17 protein-coding genes are annotated in these 16,136 nt (G+C 72.3%); 8 read left to right on the forward strand and 9 right to left on the reverse strand.

All coding sequences use genetic code 11. From position 1 onward, the window contains the following. Window positions 1-4 precede the first annotated feature (4 nt). Together ACFYO5_RS18230 and ACFYO5_RS18235 are read right to left on the reverse strand one after the other, a co-directional pair. Window positions 5-1,450 carry a sensor histidine kinase gene (locus tag ACFYO5_RS18230; RefSeq protein WP_388709693.1) on the reverse strand — a complete coding sequence of 482 codons (1,446 nt, stop codon included), beginning with the start codon at window positions 1,448-1,450 and terminating at the stop codon, window positions 5-7. Further along, window positions 1,447-2,172, reverse strand: a complete 726-nt coding sequence (locus tag ACFYO5_RS18235) for a response regulator transcription factor (protein WP_388709695.1) — start codon at window positions 2,170-2,172, stop codon at window positions 1,447-1,449. The genes ACFYO5_RS18230 and ACFYO5_RS18235 overlap by 4 nt, the downstream gene beginning before the upstream one ends. Window positions 2,173-2,333: 161 nt before the next feature. On the opposite strand from ACFYO5_RS18235, the gene ACFYO5_RS18240 reads away from it, so the two are divergent. Further along, window positions 2,334-4,742 (forward strand): MMPL family transporter, encoded by a 2,409-nt coding sequence (locus ACFYO5_RS18240; protein ID WP_388710406.1) that lies wholly within the window; start codon window positions 2,334-2,336, stop codon window positions 4,740-4,742. A gap of 6 nt (window positions 4,743-4,748) precedes the next feature. Here the strand turns inward: ACFYO5_RS18240 and ACFYO5_RS18245 are convergent, their stop codons facing one another. Both ACFYO5_RS18245 and ACFYO5_RS18250 read right to left on the reverse strand, forming a co-directional pair. Beyond that, window positions 4,749-5,525, reverse strand: coding sequence for a TetR/AcrR family transcriptional regulator (locus ACFYO5_RS18245; RefSeq protein WP_388709697.1), 777 nt, complete (start codon window positions 5,523-5,525; stop codon window positions 4,749-4,751). Window positions 5,526-5,722: 197 nt separating this feature from the next. Then, window positions 5,723-6,133, reverse strand: a complete 411-nt coding sequence (locus tag ACFYO5_RS18250) for a VOC family protein (protein ID WP_388709699.1) — start codon at window positions 6,131-6,133, stop codon at window positions 5,723-5,725. A 243-nt stretch (window positions 6,134-6,376) separates the two neighbouring features. Here ACFYO5_RS18250 and ACFYO5_RS18255 point away from each other — a divergent pair, with 243 nt between their 5' ends. From ACFYO5_RS18255 to ACFYO5_RS18265, 3 genes are all read left to right on the forward strand, one after another. Beyond that, window positions 6,377-6,832, forward strand: coding sequence for a TM2 domain-containing protein (locus tag ACFYO5_RS18255; RefSeq protein WP_356560203.1), 456 nt, complete (start codon window positions 6,377-6,379; stop codon window positions 6,830-6,832). Beyond that, window positions 6,825-7,235 (forward strand): DUF2752 domain-containing protein, encoded by a 411-nt coding sequence (locus ACFYO5_RS18260; RefSeq protein WP_388709701.1) that lies wholly within the window; start codon window positions 6,825-6,827, stop codon window positions 7,233-7,235. Before ACFYO5_RS18255 ends, ACFYO5_RS18260 begins: the two co-directional genes overlap by 8 nt. A gap of 331 nt (window positions 7,236-7,566) precedes the next feature. Then, window positions 7,567-7,830, forward strand: coding sequence for a TM2 domain-containing protein (locus tag ACFYO5_RS18265; RefSeq protein ID WP_356560201.1), 264 nt, complete (start codon window positions 7,567-7,569; stop codon window positions 7,828-7,830). Window positions 7,831-7,901: 71 nt separating this feature from the next. On the opposite strand, the gene ACFYO5_RS18270 is transcribed toward ACFYO5_RS18265, so the two are convergent. The 5 genes from ACFYO5_RS18270 to ACFYO5_RS18290 all read right to left on the reverse strand — a co-directional run bounded on the left by ACFYO5_RS18270 (window position 7,902) and on the right by ACFYO5_RS18290 (window position 12,079). Then, window positions 7,902-8,675 carry a succinate dehydrogenase iron-sulfur subunit gene (locus tag ACFYO5_RS18270; protein ID WP_356560200.1) on the reverse strand — a complete coding sequence of 258 codons (774 nt, stop codon included), beginning with the start codon at window positions 8,673-8,675 and terminating at the stop codon, window positions 7,902-7,904. Next, entirely contained in the window at window positions 8,675-10,429 is a 1,755-nt protein-coding gene (gene sdhA, locus ACFYO5_RS18275) for a succinate dehydrogenase flavoprotein subunit (protein WP_356560199.1), read from the reverse strand. Before sdhA ends, ACFYO5_RS18270 begins: the two co-directional genes overlap by 1 nt. A gap of 24 nt (window positions 10,430-10,453) precedes the next feature. Further along, window positions 10,454-10,936 (reverse strand): succinate dehydrogenase hydrophobic membrane anchor subunit, encoded by a 483-nt coding sequence (locus tag ACFYO5_RS18280; protein ID WP_356560198.1) that lies wholly within the window; start codon window positions 10,934-10,936, stop codon window positions 10,454-10,456. Window positions 10,937-10,941: 5 nt separating this feature from the next. Then, window positions 10,942-11,322 carry a succinate dehydrogenase, cytochrome b556 subunit gene (gene sdhC / locus ACFYO5_RS18285; protein ID WP_356560197.1) on the reverse strand — a complete coding sequence of 127 codons (381 nt, stop codon included), beginning with the start codon at window positions 11,320-11,322 and terminating at the stop codon, window positions 10,942-10,944. Between the two features lie 190 nt (window positions 11,323-11,512). Then, window positions 11,513-12,079 carry a 2-oxo-4-hydroxy-4-carboxy-5-ureidoimidazoline decarboxylase gene (locus tag ACFYO5_RS18290; protein ID WP_388709705.1) on the reverse strand — a complete coding sequence of 189 codons (567 nt, stop codon included), beginning with the start codon at window positions 12,077-12,079 and terminating at the stop codon, window positions 11,513-11,515. Window positions 12,080-12,317: 238 nt separating this feature from the next. Between ACFYO5_RS18290 and ACFYO5_RS18295 the strand changes: the two genes are divergently transcribed. From ACFYO5_RS18295 to ACFYO5_RS18310, 4 genes are all read left to right on the forward strand, one after another. Then, window positions 12,318-13,919, forward strand: coding sequence for a glycoside hydrolase family 20 protein (locus ACFYO5_RS18295; RefSeq protein WP_388710408.1), 1,602 nt, complete (start codon window positions 12,318-12,320; stop codon window positions 13,917-13,919). Window positions 13,920-14,051: 132 nt separating this feature from the next. Next, window positions 14,052-14,615, forward strand: a complete 564-nt coding sequence (locus ACFYO5_RS18300; RefSeq protein ID WP_388709707.1) for a hypothetical protein — start codon at window positions 14,052-14,054, stop codon at window positions 14,613-14,615. Window positions 14,616-14,857: 242 nt separating this feature from the next. Then, window positions 14,858-15,283 carry a hypothetical protein gene (locus ACFYO5_RS18305; RefSeq protein WP_388709709.1) on the forward strand — a complete coding sequence of 142 codons (426 nt, stop codon included), beginning with the start codon at window positions 14,858-14,860 and terminating at the stop codon, window positions 15,281-15,283. A 228-nt stretch (window positions 15,284-15,511) separates the two neighbouring features. After that, window positions 15,512-15,952 (forward strand): hypothetical protein, encoded by a 441-nt coding sequence (locus ACFYO5_RS18310; RefSeq protein ID WP_388709711.1) that lies wholly within the window; start codon window positions 15,512-15,514, stop codon window positions 15,950-15,952. Window positions 15,953-16,136: the final 184 nt, after the last annotated feature.

Below are 16,136 nucleotides of genomic sequence, written 5' to 3' on the forward strand. Positions count from 1 at the left end.
GCGTCTAGCCGCACTCCGCCGGGCGGGCCGGCAGCCGTACCGTCACCGTCAGGCCCTCGCCCGGCGCCGTGCGCACGCCCACCTCGCCGCCGTGGGCGTCCACCACACCCTGCACGATCGCCAGGCCCAGCCCGCTGCCCGCGCCCCCGCCCGCGCGGAAGAAGCGGTCGAACACGCGCGCCGCGTCGTCCGCCGCCAGCCCCGGCCCCTCGTCCCGCACCGACAGTCGTACCGCGTCGTCGGCGCCCTCCACCTCCAGGCGGACCGGCACGTCGGCGGGCGTGTGCGTGCGCACGTTGGCGAGCAGGTTGCCCAGGACCTGACGCAGCCCCGACTCGTCGGCCCGCACCAGGACCGCGCCGTCGGCGTCGACCGCGACCGGCCGGTCCGGCTGCTGGGCCCGCAGGTCCTGCGCCGCCTCCCGCACCAGGCGGCTCACGTCCACCTCACGCAGCCGCAGCTCGGGCCGCTGGTCGAGGCGGGCCAGGGTGAGCAGTTCGTCGACGAGCCGGCCCATGCGGTCCACCTCGCCGTTCATCCGGTCCCAGGCGCGCCGCCGCTCCGCCGGGTCGCGCAGCATCCCCTGGTCGTACAGCTGGAGGTAGCCGCGGATCGCGGAGAGCGGGGTGCGCAGCTCGTGCGAGGCGTCGGCGACGAACCGGCGCAGCTGGGCCGCGCTGCGCTCGCGCGTGCGGTACGCCGTCTCCACCTGGTGCAGCATCGAGTTCAGCGCGAGCCGCAGTTGCTCGACCTCCTGGGTGGGATCGTGGCGGGAGGGCACCCGCCGGGTCAGGTCGCCCTCGGCGATCGCCGAGGAGGTCTCCACCATGTCCTCCAGCGGCCGCATCCGCCGCCGCACGCTGAACAGCGTCAGACAGGCCAGCAGCGCCAGCAGCAGGGTGCCCACGGCGAGGTCGAGCTTGAGCGCCTTGACCATGCCCTTGTGCAGGGCGTCGGTGGAGGTGGCCAGCAGGATGTAGGTGCCGTCGGAGAGCCGCGTCGCGGTCGCCCGGTAGGCGGCGCCGTGCACGGTGACGTCGTGCGGGTCCGGGTCGCGGGCGAGGGCGGCCGGATCGTCGACGGCGCGGGCCAGCCCGGTCTGGGCGTCGGTCGGCGCGACGCCGAAGACGGCCACCGCCTCGCCGTCGCGGCCGACGGCGGCGAAGACGGAGTCGGGCGTGGACGGTTCCCCGGCCCGCTCGGGCATCAGCCGGTCGCGGACGAAGCCGAGCACGCTCAGCGAGTCGATCTTCCGCAGCGTCAGCCCCGAACCGCTCAGCGAGGCACGCGTCTTGGTCAGCTCGGAGTCGGCCTGGTCCAGCAGGTAGTGCCGCATGCCCATCAGGCTGACGGCGGTCGCGGCGACGATGCCGAGCGCCAGCAGCGCCACGTTGGCCGCCGTCAGCTTCACGCGCAGGGAGTGCATGCCACGCCGGTGCAGCCGCCTCATGCCAGCCCGTACCCCACGCCCCGCCGCGTGGTGATCAGGGGCGGTCCCAGCGCGTCCAGCTTGCGCCGCAGATAGCTGATGTACGTCTCGACGACGGTGGACTCGGTCGGGGTGTGCTCGTACTGCCAGACGTGGCGCAGGAGTTGCTCCTTGGGGACGACCCGGCCGCCGTTGCGCACCAGGAAGCGCAGCAACGCGTACTCGGTGGGGGTCAGCTCGACGGTGCGGCCCGCGCGGTGCACCGAGTACGTCGTCTCGTCCAGCTCCAGGTCGCCGTAGCGCAGCGGTGGGCGGTGCGGGAGGACGTCGGCGGGCCTGGTGCGGCGCAGGACCGCGGTGACGCGGGCGACGACCACGTCGATGTCGAAGGGCTTGGTGATGTAGTCGTCGCCGAAGCCGAGGGCGCCGACGATCTCCGCGGGGGCGTCCCGCGCCGTCAGGAAGACCAGCGCCAACTCCGGCCGGCGCTGACGCAGTTCCCGCCCGAGGGCCCGCCCGTCGCCGTCGGGCAGCATCACGTCGAGCAGGGCCACGTCGATGGGGGTCTCCCCGCGCGAGCCCGTGCCGGGGTGGGGCAGGGCCCGGCCGGCGAGAGCGAGGGCCTCGCGGACGGTGCCCGCCGTCAGGACCTCGAAGCGGTGGAAGCGCAGGGCGATGGTGAGGACGTCCGCGATGCTCGGTTCGTCCTCCACGACCAGCACGGTGCCGGGGGCCGTCGTCATGCCCCCAGTATCGGCGGGGCCGTCGGCGAGGGGGCCGGTTCCCGCTTTGGAGTTCCTTGAGAGTCGGGGCCGATCCCCGCCACGCGCGCGTGGCGGCGCCGATCCTGTTGCCCAGGACCTGGGGGACCGACCGACGACGAAGGAGTGCGAGCGTGGCGGCATTGGCGCGATGGTGCTATCGGCACCGGCTGGTGGTCCTGTTGCTGTGGGTGGGGGCGTTGTTCGGACTGGGCTTCTCGGCCTCGTCCGCGGGCACGGACTACGCGAACGTCTTCTCCCTCCCCGACACGGATTCCAAGAAGGCCTACGACCTGATGGAGAAGGCGTTCCCCGCGCGCGCGGGCGACACCGACACGGTCGTCTGGAAGGTGGACGAGGGTTCGGTCCGGGACGCGGAGGTACGGTCCCGGATCCAGCCGGCGCTGGAGAGGATCGCCGGCATGAAGGGCGTCGGCGGAGTCACCGGCCCCTACGCGGGCCCCGGGGGCGCCGCGCAGGTCAGCCGGGACGGGCGGATCGCGTACGCCGAGGTCACCTTCACCGACCAGGCGAACGCGGTGCCCAAGGAACTCGTCGAGGACGTGGTCGACACCGCGCGCGACGCGCGGCGGGACGGCCTGGACGTCGAGCTGGGCGGGCAGGCCGTCCAGCGGGTGCAGGAGCCGCCGACCGGCCTCGCCGAGATGGTGGGACTCGCCGCCGCGGCGGTCGTGCTGTTCCTCGCCTTCGGCTCGCTGGCGGCGATGCTCCTGCCGATCGGCGTGGCCGTCTTCGGCGTCGGCACCGGCATGTTCTCCACCCAGCTGCTCAGCCATGTCACCGACATCCCCGACCTGGCCCCGCTGCTGTCCTCGCTGATCGGCCTGGGCGTCGGCATCGACTACGCCCTGTTCATCGTCACCCGGCACCGCAAGGGCGTGCTGCGCGGCATGGACCCGGAGGAGTCGACGGTCACCGCCCTCAACACCTCGGGCCGCGCGGTGCTGTTCGCCGGCGGCACGGTGTGCATCGCGCTCGCCGGGATGCTGGTGACGAACCTGCGCTTCCTGGACGGTGTCGTCATCGGCACCTCCCTCACGGTCGTCCTCAGCGTCCTGGCCGCCACGACGCTGCTCCCGGCCCTGCTCGGCTTCCTCGGCCCGCGGGTGCTCAGCCGCAGGCAGCGGCGGGTGCTCGCGACGACCGGTCCCGAGCCGGAGAAGGCGACGGGGCTCGCCCTGCGCTGGTCGGAGGCCGTGCAGCGGCGGCCGAAGACGATCGCCGCGCTCGCCCTGGTGGTGATGGCGATCCTCGCCCTGCCCGTGCTCTCGCTGCGCCTGGGCGCCACCGACCAGGGCAACGACGACACCACCACGACCACCCGGCAGGCCTACGACCTGCTCGCCGAGGGCTTCGGCCCCGGCTTCAACGGCCCGCTCCTGGTGGTCGTGGCGGACGGTGACACCACTGCCCTGGTCAAGGACATCGAGGGCACCGAGGGGGTCGCCCGGGTCACCGCGCTGCCGCCCGCCCAGGGCGTCACCGTCGTCCAGGTGATCCCCACCACCTCACCGCAGTCCGAGGAGACGGACACGCTCATCGACCGGCTGCGCGACGAGGTGATCCCGGGCGCCGGGGCCGAGGCGCACGTCGGCGGGGTGACCGCGGTCTCCAAGGACTTCGCGACCGTCACGGGGGACCGCCTGCCCCTGTTCGTGGTGACGATCATCGGCCTGGGCTTCCTGCTCCTGCTGGTCGCCTTCCGTTCCCTGGTGGTGCCGCTGACGGCCGCCGTGATGAACCTGGTCGCGGCGGCGGCCTCCTTCGGGGTGCTCGTCGCGGTCTTCCAGTGGGGTTGGGGACTGGAACCGCTCGGCCTCGGCAAGGAGGGCCCGATCAACGCCTTCCTGCCGGTGATCATGCTCTCGCTGCTGTTCGGTCTGTCGATGGACTACCAGGTGTTCCTGGTCAGCCGGATGCACGAGGAGTGGGTGCACACGCGTGACAACGCCCGCGCGGTCCGCGTGGGACTCGCCGAGACCAGCCGGGTCATCAACTCCGCGGCCCTGATCATGGTCTGTGTGTTCCTCGCGTTCGTCCTCAGCGGCGACTCGGGCGCCGCGATGGCGGGCGTGGGCCTGGCGGCGGCGGTCGCCCTGGACGCGTTCGTCCTGCGCACGGCGCTCGTACCGGCCGCGATGCATCTGCTGGGCACGTCCAACTGGTGGCTGCCGGGCCGGCTGGAGAAGCGGCTGCCGCACCTGGCGGTGGAGCCGCGGGAGGACGCCGGGGAGGCGGCACCGGGGGCCGACGGCCCGTCCTCGGCCGTCCACGGCTGTGTGCGCGACCCGGCCGGCGATCCCGTCGAGGGCGCGGCGGTCACCCTGCTGTCCAAGGGCGGACGGCAGCTGGACCGCGTCACCTCGCTCGCCGACGGCTCCTACATCGTCTCGGTCCCGGCGCCGGGGACGTACCTGCTGGCGACCACGGCGCGCTCGTACGCCTCGCGCGCCCGGCAGGTGCTGGTTGCGGGCGAGCCGCTGGTCGTCGACGTGGAGCTGGAGCCGGGGGAGGTGGACGCGCCGCGCTGAGGCGGGCTACTCGGCCGGGCCCGGCGGCTGCTTCCTCGCCGGGTCCGGCAGGGCCTTCGTCATGCCGGGCAGGAAGTCCGTGAACAGCTCGTGCACCTCGTGGACGAGCGGCCGCAGCACCCGGAAGCGGGCCAGCGCCACCCCCCGCGCGGTGAGGCGCGCGCCCCGCTCGGCGAGCCGGTAGCTGCGCTCGCGGCCCTCCGTACGGTCGAAGATCCAGTACAGGACGAGGCCCATCTGGGAGAGCCACATCAACTCGGGCAGGACCTCCCGCAGTTCCTCCGGCACCTTCGCCTTCGACCCGGCCAGCACCTCCTTGTGGACGTTGACGGCCTCCATGCGCGCGTGCTCCGACTCCGGCGAGAAGGGGCTGAGCGGGCTGTCCGGGTCGGCGGCGTTCTTGAAGAACTGCACCGCGAACTCGTGGTACGGCGTGGCCACGTCCAGCCAGATCCGCAGCACGCCCGCCAGCCGCGCCTCGAGGCCGCTCTCCCGCTCCAGCAGCTCCCCGATGGCCGCCCGGTGTTCGACGGCGAGCCGGTCGTAGAAGCCCTGGATCAGGTGCTCCTTGCCGGCGAAGTAGTAGTACGCGTTGCCGACGGAGACCCCGGCCTCCTGGGCGATGGCCCGCATGGTGGTCTTGTCGTAGCCGCGCTCCTGGAACAGCCGCATCGCCGTCTCCAGGATCAGCGCGCGGGTCTGCTCCGACTTGGTCGGGGCGGCGGCCTCGGGGGACCGGGTCGGGGGAGCGGCCTCGGCGGGGCCGTCGTTGTTCGCGGGCACGGGAAGAGAGCCTAACCAGTGGGGCGGGAGCCGTCGTCACAGGCGGGAGGCGCGGATCCGGGCCCCGCACGGGGTCGTACGACCGACCGGCCGTACGGCTGTGCGTCCGCCGGCCGGGTGGCCCCGGACCCGCCCCACCCGCCGCGGTGCCGTCGGCTCCCACGCCCCCGCGCGCCGCGCTCACGCCCCGCCCCGCGTCACAGCCTGCGGCCCAGCTCCGGCCGCTTGGCGTAGTCCGTGAGGCCGAGGACGTTCCCCCAGGGGTCGGCGACCTCGACGGTCCAGCCGGTGGCCACCGGGAAGGGCTCGTCCAGGGTGTCGATCCCCGCGTCCGCCAGTGCGCGGGCCGCCACGCGCGCGTCCGGCACCTCCAGCCAGACGCGCGGGGAGGGCCAGGGCGGCGGCCGGTGCCCGAGCGCCTCCTCGGCGCGCAGCAGGATGCCGGGCGTTTCGCCCCCGACCTTCAGCAACGCGATCCCGGCCTCGTCGAACCGGAACGCCACGGCGAACCCGGCCCGCTCGTAGAAGCGCACGGCCTCGTCGAGGTCGCCGACGGGCAGCAGGACGTTGTCGAACCCGAGCAGTTCGTAGGACTCGTCATCTGACATACCGTCAGAATAGGTGGACGCCCGGACGAATCAGGTGATTGTCGACGGCCGTGCCCGCGAACGGGCGTCCGCGGCGGCGGACTCAGCCCTGCCGACGCCCCGTCCGCGCCCCGTCCGCGCCTCGCTCTTGCCCGGCCCTCGCACGGACCTCGCACGGGCCTGGCTTCACCGGCGGCGGAATCTTCGTGCAAGATGACGTGAACTCACTACGTCCGCGCACACCGAAACGCCTCGGGGGTCACCTTGTCCGAACAGCCGCAGCAGCCTCAGCAGCCGCCCCAGCCCGGCTACGGGTACCCCAACGCCGGCCAGCAGCCCTACCCCGGCCAGCCCGGCCCCTACGGCGCCCCGCAGCAGGGCTACCAGCAGGCCGGCTACCAGCAGCAGGGCTACCCGCAGGGCGGCTACCCGCCCCCCGGCGCGGTCCCGCCCGGCGCCTACACCGGTGACCCCAACGCCCCCTACGGCTACGACCCCTACGGCCGGCCCCTGTCCGACAAGTCGAAGATCGTCGCGGGCATCCTCCAGCTGTTCCTCGGCACCTTCGGTGTCGGCCGCTTCTACATCGGCCACGTCGGCCTGGGCCTCGCCCAGCTGTTCACCTGCGGCGGCCTCGGCATCTGGGCGCTGATCGACGGCATCATCCTGCTCACCAGCAACGACAAGACCGACGCCCAGGGCCGGATCCTGCGTGGCTGACGTGGTGGGCGGGGAGCCCGGCTCCCTCCTGCGACACCCGGCGGCGGCACCCCTCGCGGTGCTCGCCGCCGGTCTGGCCGGTTCGGCCTACCTGTACGTCACCGACCCGCACGAGGGCGGGCACCTGCTGCCCCGGTGCCCGTTCCGCTTCGTCACCGGCCTGCTGTGCCCCGCCTGCGGCGGCACCCGCATGACGTACGACCTGATGCATGGTCACCTCGGCGCCGCCTGGCTGGACAACCGCGCCCTGCTCCTCGCCTCGCCCTTCGCCCTCGCGCTGTGGGGCCGCTGGACGGGGGAGGGGCTGCGCGGCCGCCGCTGGCGGCCCACGCTCGGCAGGCGCTCGCAGGCCGTGATCCTGGGACTCGCCGTGACGTGGACCGTCGTGCGCAACGTCCTCTAGGACGGCCCGCCGTGGTCCGCCCCTTCGCCCGGTGCCGCCCGCCCCCTCGGACGCCGGTGCGCAAACCCTTCCGGGTACCCGGCGGTTGGCGGGAATTGATCACGGAATAGGAACGATCGTTCGTTCCTACTCCCTTCTTACCTTCGGTGTTCTCTAGGCTCACGGCTCACAGGGGGGAAGTCCCGCATGGCCGAAAAGCGTGCGCGGACGTTGTCGACGCACGGTCGGCGCAAGCTCGGCGCATGTGGACTCGCATCCCTCCTGGACTCCCCCTTCCGGAGCGACCAGCTGCGGAATCGCCGGAACCCGAAGCAACCCAGGAGCAGTTCTCATGACCGTCCCCACCCCCGAGGCCCCCTACGGCGTCGACCCGCTGGGCCGTCCGTACTCCGACAAGTCGAAGATCGTCGCGGGCATCCTCCAGCTCTTCCTGGGCACCCTCGGCATCGGCCGCTTCTACGTCGGCTCCGTCGGCGTGGGCGTCGCCCAGCTCCTCACCTGCGGTGGCCTCGGCATCTGGGCGCTGATCGACGGCATCCTGTTCCTGACGAGCAACGACCGCACCGACGCCCAGGGCCGCGTCCTGCGCGGCTGATCCCGCCCGCTCCGACGCCGAGGGCCCCGCTCCGTACAGATGGAGCGGGGCCCTCGGCGTTCGCGCCAGGATCAGTAGCGGCGGGTGATCAGCGCCCGCTTCACTTCCTGGATCGCCTTGGTGATCTCGATGCCACGCGGGCAGGCGTCCGTGCAGTTGAACGTCGTACGGCAACGCCAGACGCCGTCACGGTCGTTCAGGATCTCCAGGCGCTGCTCGCCGGCCTCGTCGCGCGAGTCGAAGATGAAGCGGTGCGCGTTGACGATGGCCGCCGGGCCGAAGTACTGCCCGTCGTTCCAGAACACCGGGCACGAGGACGTGCACGCGGCGCACAGGATGCACTTCGTGGTGTCGTCGAAGCGCTCGCGGTCCTCGGCCGTCTGGAGCCGCTCACGCGTCGGCTCGTTGGTGTCCTTCGTGATGAGGAAGGGCATGACGTCGCGGTACGCCTGGAAGAACGGCTCCATGTCGACCACGAGGTCCTTCAGGACCGTGAGGCCCTTGATGGGCTCCACCGTGATCGGCTTCTCGGGGCTGAGGTCCTTGATCAGCGTCTTGCACGCGAGGCGGTTCTTGCCGTTGATCCGCATCGCGTCGGAGCCGCAGATGCCGTGGGCGCAGGAACGGCGGAAGGTCAGGCTGCCGTCCAGCTCCCACTTGATCTTGTGGAGGGCGTCGAGGACACGCTCCTTGGGGTCGATCTCCACCTGGAAGTCGTCCCACAGCGCCTCGGCCGAGACCTCCGGGTTGAACCGGCGGATCCGGAAGGTGACCGTGATGTACGGGGAGTCGGCGAAACCGGGCTCGGGGGCCGAGTCCGCCTTGTCCAGAACAGGGGTAGCCATCAGTACTTACGCTCCATCGGCTGGTAGCGGGTCTGGACGACCGGCTTGTAGTCGAGACGGATGGACTCGGTGCCGTCGTCGCCCACCTCGCGGTACGCCATGGTGTGGCGCATGAAGTTGACGTCGTCGCGGTTCGGGTAGTCCTCGCGGTAGTGACCGCCGCGGGACTCCTTGCGGGCGAGGGCGGAGACGGCCATGACCTCGGCCAGGTCGAGCAGGTTGCCCAGCTCGACGGCCTCCAGCAGGTCGGTGTTGAACCGCTTGCCCTTGTCCTGGATCGAGACGTTCAGGTAGCGCTCGCGCAGCTCGGCGATCTTCTCGACCGCCGTCTTGATCGTCTGCTCGGTGCGGAACACCATGACGTTGGCGTCCATGGTCTCCTGCAGCTCGCGACGGATCGTCGACACCCGCTCGGTCCCCGTCGAGGCGCGCAGCCGCTCGATCTGAGCGACGACCAGGGACGCGGGGTCCTCCGGCAGCTCGACGTAGTCGGCCTTCTGCGCGTACTCGGCGGCGGCGATGCCCGCGCGCTTGCCGAACACGTTGATGTCCAGCAGCGAGTTCGTGCCCAGCCGGTTGGCGCCGTGCACGGACACGCACGCCACCTCGCCGGCGGCGTACAGACCGGGCACCACCGTGGTGTTGTCGGCGAGCACCTCACCCTGGACGTTCGTCGGGATGCCGCCCATCGCGTAGTGCGCGGTGGGCTGGATCGGGATCGGGTCCGTGTACGGCTCGATGCCGAGGTAGGTGCGGGCGAACTCGGTGATGTCCGGCAGCTTGGCGTCCAGCTGCTCCGGCGGGAGGTGCGTGAGGTCGAGGTAGACGTGGTCGCCCTCGGGGCCGCAGCCGCGGCCCTCACGGATCTCCGTGTAGATGGACCGGGACACGACGTCACGCGACGCCAGGTCCTTCATGACGGGCGCGTACTTCTCCATGAAGCGCTCGCCGTCCTTGTTGCGGAGGATGCCGCCCTCACCGCGGGCGCCCTCCGTCAGCAGGATGCCCATGCGCCAGATGCCGGTCGGGTGGAACTGGAAGAACTCCATGTCCTCCAGCGGGATGCCGCGGCGGTAGACCGCCGCCTGCCCGTCACCCGTCAGCGTGTGCGCGTTCGACGTCACCTTGAAGAACTTGCCGGTGCCGCCCGAGGCGTAGATCACGGACTTCGCCTGGAAGACGTGGATCTCACCGGTGGCCAGCTCGTACGCCACGACGCCGGCCGACCTCTTGACGCCGTCGACCTCGGTGATCAGCTGGTCCAGGACGTAGAACTCGTTGAAGAACTCCACGCCCTCCTTCACGCAGTTCTGGTACAGCGTCTGAAGGATCATGTGGCCGGTGCGGTCGGCCGCGTAGCAGGACCGGCGGACCGGGGCCTCGCCGTGGTTGCGGCTGTGACCGCCGAAGCGGCGCTGGTCGATCGTGCCGTTCGGGGTGCGGTTGAACGGCAGGCCCATCTTCTCCAGGTCGAGGACCGAGTCGATGGCCTCCTTCGCCAGGATCTCGGCGGCGTCCTGGTCGACCAGGTAGTCACCGCCCTTGATCGTGTCGAAGGTGTGCCACTCCCAGTTGTCCTCCTCCACGTTGGCCAGCGCGGCGGCCATGCCGCCCTGCGCCGCGCCCGTGTGGGAGCGGGTGGGGTAGAGCTTCGTCAGGACCGCGGTCCGGCTGCGCTTCGTCGACTCGATCGCGGCGCGCATACCGGCGCCGCCGGCGCCGACGATGACGGTGTCGTACTTGTGGATCTTCATGAGTGGATTACCTCAGCCCCGTGCCTAGCGGATGTTCGGGTCGAAGGTGAAGATCACCAGCGTGCCCAGCAGGATGGTGAACACCGTGGCGGTGTAGAGCAGGCCCTTCAGCCACAGCCGGGTGTTCGCGCGCTCCGCGTAGTCGTTGATGACCGTGCGCAGGCCGTTGGCGCCGTGCAGCATCGCCAGCCACAGCATCAGCAGGTCCCAGACCTGCCAGAACGGCGAGGCCCAGCGGCCGGCCACGAAGGCGAAGCCGATCTTGGACACGCCGCCGTCCAGCACCAGCTGGATCAGCAGGTGACCGAGGACCAGGACGACCAGCACCACGCCGGAGAGGCGCATGAACAGCCAGGCGGCCATCTCGAAGTTGCCCCGGGTCGACTTCGGGGACTTCTTGGTCCGCTTGCGCGGGGCCTCGATCAGGGGCGCCGGATTGTCGACGTCGTACCGGGACGCGCCCTCGACGGGGCCGATCCCGGACGCGGTGGTTTCAGTGGTGGCCATCTGTCTCAGCTCCCGAACACTTCACGAGCGGCGTGGCCGAGGACGGGGTAGACCGCCCCGAGCATCAGCACGACCCAGATGCCGACGACGGTCCAGAGCATGTGCTTCTGGTAGCGCGTGCCCTTCGACCAGAAGTCGACGGCGATGACCCGCAGACCGTTCAGCGCGTGGAAGAGGATGGCGGCCACCAGGCCGTACTCCAGAACGGCGACGATCGGGGTCTTGTACGTGGCTACGACCTTGTCGTAGTCCTCGGGGGAGACACGCACGAGTGCGGTGTCCAGCACGTGTACGAACAGGAAGAAGAAGATGAGGACGCCGGTGACTCGATGAGCCACCCAGGACCACATTCCTTCCCGGCCGCGGTACAGCGTTCCAGCCGGCACGGAAGAACCCTCCGGGAGCGGGGATTGGGGCCTGCCGGCTTCGGCGTCGGACGGGCCCGGCCGGGTACGGTCCACCGGCCCCCAGCATCGTAGCCACGCGTCGGCGCTCGGCTTACAGCGGGCCTACCGGTGTGATCAAAGTGGCACGCGAAGGAGTGAGCGAGTGGGGCAAATGGGGTGGGGTGTGCTGTTATCCGCCGGTCCTCAGAAGGCTGGCCAGCCGTGCCCTGGCCAGCCGCCGCAGTTCCTCGGCCGTCACCACCCGTTCCTCCTCCGGATCGTTCGCCAATCGTGACCGGATGGCTTCCAGGGTGTGATCGAGGCTCTCGTGCGGGGGTACGCCGTCCAGGCAGATGACGAACAGGTGGCCGAAGCGGGCCTCGTACGCCGCGTGCGCCGCGTTCAGGGCCATGTGGGCCGCGCCGTACGCGTGGGGCGACAGGGCGGGGAGCGACTCCCCGGCCAGGGCCTCCGCGAGGTCGGACGCCGTCAGGTCGTACGCCGCCTCGTCCGAAGCCGCCAGGACGGCGTCCAGGGTGGGGTACGGGCGGTGCACGGTGACGCGGTGGGCCCAGCGGGGGCTGCGCAGGCAGCTGAGGAGGAGGTGCCGGGCCTCGGCCGCGGGCACGCCGTTGAACCCGTCCAGCGCCGTGGGGGCCGGCGGCGGGGTCCGTGTCTGTTCCGGGAGGGCCGGTACGACGAGCCGGTCCGGAAGGTCGGAGAGACGGTGCGCAGACAGCGTGGATCCTCGCGTCACGTGGGGTGTGGCAGGGGATTCGGTGAAGGGTGTGACGTCACGTTATCGAGAGTGGTCACCACGTGTCCGACGGATGCCCGAATTTTCACCCGCACGGGAGCGTTTCGGAACGGGTGGTGGACTCGTCCGGCGCGCCCCGGCCGGAGGTGGGCCGTAGGTTGGCGGGGTGAGCAGGCACAGGCACCGGCGCGGGACGCCGGAGAAGAGGCCGGGGGAGAAGACCGTACGGCGGGCCCTGCTGGCGGGCGGGCTCGTCGTCGTGCTCGGGGCGGGCGTGGGCGTCTGGGCCGCCGGGGACGGCGGCGGCACGCCCGCGGGGTCGGCGGCGGACCGGGCCGGCGGCGCGTCCGTCGAGGTGAGCGGTGATCCGGCCCCCTCGGCGTCGAGCGCGAGCCCGTCCCCCAGCCGGTCGTACGCCCTCTCCCGGGCTCCCCGGACGATTCCCGCCGTCCGGGCGCACACGCCCGCGCGCGGGCCGGGCTGGCGGCCGGCCGCCGGGCGGCGGGTCGTGGTGAGCGACGGGGACCTGGCCGACGAGGGCCGGCTGGTCGCCGGTGAGCTGGGGATGACGTACGCGGGCGAGCGGGACGACGTACGCGCCGGGGACCTGCGGCTGGCGCTCAACGACGACGAGGGCGCGGACCCGGAGTCGTACACCATGACCGTGCGCGGCGGGCGGGTCACCGTCAGCGGGCCGTCCGACGCGGGCGTGTTCTACGGCACCCGCACCCTGAAGCAGGAGGTGCACGGCGGCGGCACCGCGCCGGAGGGCGTCGTGCGCGACGAGCCGGCCAAGCCGCGGCGCGGGTTCATGCTGGACATCGCGCGCAAGAACTTCACCGCCGGGTGGATCGAGGACCGGGTGCGGGAGCTGGGGGACCTGAAGTTCAACGAGATCGGGCTGCACTTCTCCGACGACCAGGCCTTCCGGATCCAGTCCGACACCCACCCCGAGATCGTCTCCCCACAGCATCTGACCAAGGCGCAGGTCAGGAGGATCGTCGACCTGGCGGAGAGCCGGCACATCACCGTCGTGCCCGAGATCGACTCGCCCGGACACCTGGGCGCCGTCCTCGCCGCCCACCCCGAACGGCAACTGCGCAACGCGCGCGGTGTCGCCACGCGCGGGGCGATCGACATCTCCCAGGACGCCTCCGCGGCCCTCCTCGACGACCTGCTCGACGAGTACGCCGAGCTGTTCCCCGGCAGCCAGTGGCACCTGGGCGGCGACGAGTACCAGGCCCTGACCGTCGCGGACCCGCAGGCCTCCTACCCGCAGCTCGCCGCCGCCGCGCGGGAGCGGTACGGCTCCGGCGCGACCGTCGCCGACCTCGCGACCGGCTGGCTCGACGACCGCGCCGACACCGTCCGCACCCACGATCGCACCGTGCGGGCCTGGAACGACGGCTTCCTCAAGGGCACGTCCGTGAAGGCCGACGCCCCCCTCCAGGTCGCCTACTGGACCGGGAAGGAGATCGGCGCGCGCCCGCCCGTCGACTACCTGAGCGCGGGCCGCAAGGTCGTCAACTACAACGACGAGTTCCTGTACTACGTCCTCGGCGAGCCGCAGACCTTCGTCTACCCGACCGGGCAGCGGATCTACGAGCGGTGGACCCCGCGCGTGCTGCGCGGCACGACGCCGGTGCCCGCGCGCTACGACGACCAGATCCTCGGCGGGACCTTCGCCGTCTGGTGCGACCTGGCGAACTCCCAGACCCAGGACCAGGTCGCGGCCGGCATCCGGATGCCGCTGCGGGCGACCGTGCAGAAGCTGTGGGACCCGGGCGCGCCGGAACTGACCTGGGCGCAGTTCGAGGCGCTGGCGGACCGGCTCGGGTGACCGCCCGCGGAGCCTCCCCGCGCCTGGCCGAAAAGCTCTCCTCGCGCCCCGCTGTGACACTCCTCGGCTGTCGCACGCAGTAAGGGGAAGTGCGGGCTCCGTAAGGGTGGTGCCCTGGACAGGGAGGCGTGAATGAGCCTGGTGGACCTCATCGCCCGGGCCGACGAACGCGGCCTGGCCGCGAGCGGACTGGCTTGTTTGGATCGGTGCGTGCCGCTCCTCGGGGGTGACGACGAGATCCTGCGCCCGCTGTGGGGGAACCTCGCGGACGCCTCCGACGCGGCCGACTGGGGCGGACTCGTGGAGCAGGTCCGCGGCAAGCTGGACACCGGCGACGGCGGGACCGGCGCCGAGGACGAGGCCGTCCTGCTCGCCCGGCGGATGCTGGCGGCGGCCCCCGCCGAACGCACCGCACCACACGTGCGGGACTGGGCGGACGCCTGCTCGGTCGCCGCCCTCCGGATCCACCGGCTCCTCGACCCCGCCGAGGACCCCTCCTCGCTCGACTCCCGCCGCGCGGGCCGTACGCAGGACATGCCGCCGCTCGCCGCCGCGGAACTGCGCCGCCAGGTCACCGTCCTGGAGGTGCTCGCCGGCCACGGTGCTGGCGGGCTGCGCCGGGCCCTGGAGGTGTCGGTCGAGGGGCGCCGGGTGCTGCGGGCGGTGGTGTCCCGCCGGGCGCGCGGACGGGGATGACCCGAGGGGAGCGGCGGGAACGGCGACTGCCTCGGACCGGTGGAGGCGAGCCGCCGCCGAGGAGCCCACGGACCCGCGACTCATCACCCGGCGGGGGCGCGCGGGGGCGGGAGTGACACTCCCGTGTCACTGGTGTCCATGGTGCGGAGAAGGTGGGGCGGTCCTGCACCGGTCCCGGGAACGGCCCGGAACGGGGTGACGGAAAGCGGGCGGACCTCGCTGTTCCGTATGTGACGTGGAATGTGACTCAGGGCTCGACCGGCGCCGGGGCGGGGCCTCCGACGCCGGAGCGGACCCAGCCGGGCGGCAGGCCCTCCGCCGCCGCCAAGCCGCAGCGATGGGCGTCGGACGCCGTGACCGCGCTCCGCGAGGGCGCAAAGCTGCACCTCGACTACTCGGCGCGCAGCCTGTGGCGCGTGGACCGGGTGATCGACGAGCTGCGCCGCGAGGACCCGCCGTACGCCGCCGTGGAGAGCGTGCTGCGCGGGCTAGGGGCGTACGGCGGTGAGGTGATCGTCCGCGAGACCGGCGGCGAGTGGTGGGCGGCGGGCGGCGACCACTGGGTCCGTACCCCCGACGGCCGGCTGTGGGACCCGGTCGACGAGGCCCGCCGCTGCTTCGGCGGCCACGGCTCCCTGCGCCTGCTCTGCCGGGACGCGACCGGATAGCGCCGACCCGCCGACCGGCCGACTCGGGAACGGATAAGGGAAGGGTCCCTTCGCTCGGGCCGGGTGCCGGGTGCCGTGTGACGGGTGCGGGTGACGGCGTCTCCCCCCCGCGTCGGTGTGACCAGTGACACAGCCGGGTCCGGTGACGCTTGTGGGGCCCGATCCGCTGGGGCAGGCGGGGGGACCTGGCTCGGCGGTCTCCCCACCCGAGGGGAGGGGACGGACTCCATGCATGACGCGGGTGGGATGACGGCCTGCGCGGCCGGATTCGTCGCGCGGGTCGGCGCACGCGGCCGGCTGCCGCTGGACTACTCCGTCGCCAGCCTGCGCGTCGTCGACTTCCTGGTCGACGGGGTGCGCAAGGGCGGCGCGGACCGGGAACGGGCGCACGACACACTGGTCGAACTCGGGGCGTACGTGGGCGAGGTGCTGGTCCGCCGGGCCGGCGCGGTCTGGGTCGACCTCGACGACCGGCAGCGGGCCTGGTTCGGCCAGCCCGTCGGGGTGCGCATGCCGGACGGACGGGTCTGGAACCCCCTCGGCAAGGTCGTCAACCGCTTCGCGGCGGGCGGCACCGACGACTCCCTGCACACCTTCTACCTGACCCTGCACGGCAGGGCCCGGCGGACCCCGGACAGGGGTGCGACGGCCAGGGGAGCGGCGGCCTGACGCCAGGACCCGCCACCGGCACCGGCACGGTCCCACGGGAAGGGGCCGAGCCGGCGCCGACGACGTCCTGTGACATTTCCGTGAGGCCTGACGCTGATGACCGTGGGGGCGAGGACGCGGCCGGGACGGGTGCACGGCGCGTTCGTCACGCACCCGCCACGAACTCCGCACGAACGAGGACAGT

The organism is Streptomyces sp. NPDC006259 (assembly GCF_042870975.1).
Taxonomy (GTDB): Bacteria; Actinomycetota; Actinomycetes; order Streptomycetales; family Streptomycetaceae; genus Streptomyces.

Excerpts from the sequence above, each read along its gene's own strand:
- ACFYO5_RS18230 (WP_388709693.1), bottom strand. The coding sequence starts at position 1,450 with ATGAGGCGGCTGCACCGGCGTGGCATGCACTCCCTGCGCGTGAAGCTG.
- ACFYO5_RS18235 (WP_388709695.1), bottom strand. The coding sequence starts at position 2,172 with ATGACGACGGCCCCCGGCACCGTGCTGGTCGTGGAGGACGAACCGAGC.
- ACFYO5_RS18250 (WP_388709699.1), bottom strand. The coding sequence starts at position 6,133 with ATGTCAGATGACGAGTCCTACGAACTGCTCGGGTTCGACAACGTCCTG.
- ACFYO5_RS18265 (WP_356560201.1), top strand. The coding sequence starts at position 7,567 with ATGACCGTCCCCACCCCCGAGGCCCCCTACGGCGTCGACCCGCTGGGC.
- ACFYO5_RS18270 (WP_356560200.1), bottom strand. The coding sequence starts at position 8,675 with ATGGCTACCCCTGTTCTGGACAAGGCGGACTCGGCCCCCGAGCCCGGT.
- sdhA (WP_356560199.1), bottom strand. The coding sequence starts at position 10,429 with ATGAAGATCCACAAGTACGACACCGTCATCGTCGGCGCCGGCGGCGCC.
- ACFYO5_RS18280 (WP_356560198.1), bottom strand. The coding sequence starts at position 10,936 with ATGGCCACCACTGAAACCACCGCGTCCGGGATCGGCCCCGTCGAGGGC.
- ACFYO5_RS18300 (WP_388709707.1), top strand. The coding sequence starts at position 14,052 with ATGAGCCTGGTGGACCTCATCGCCCGGGCCGACGAACGCGGCCTGGCC.
- ACFYO5_RS18310 (WP_388709711.1), top strand. The coding sequence starts at position 15,512 with ATGCATGACGCGGGTGGGATGACGGCCTGCGCGGCCGGATTCGTCGCG.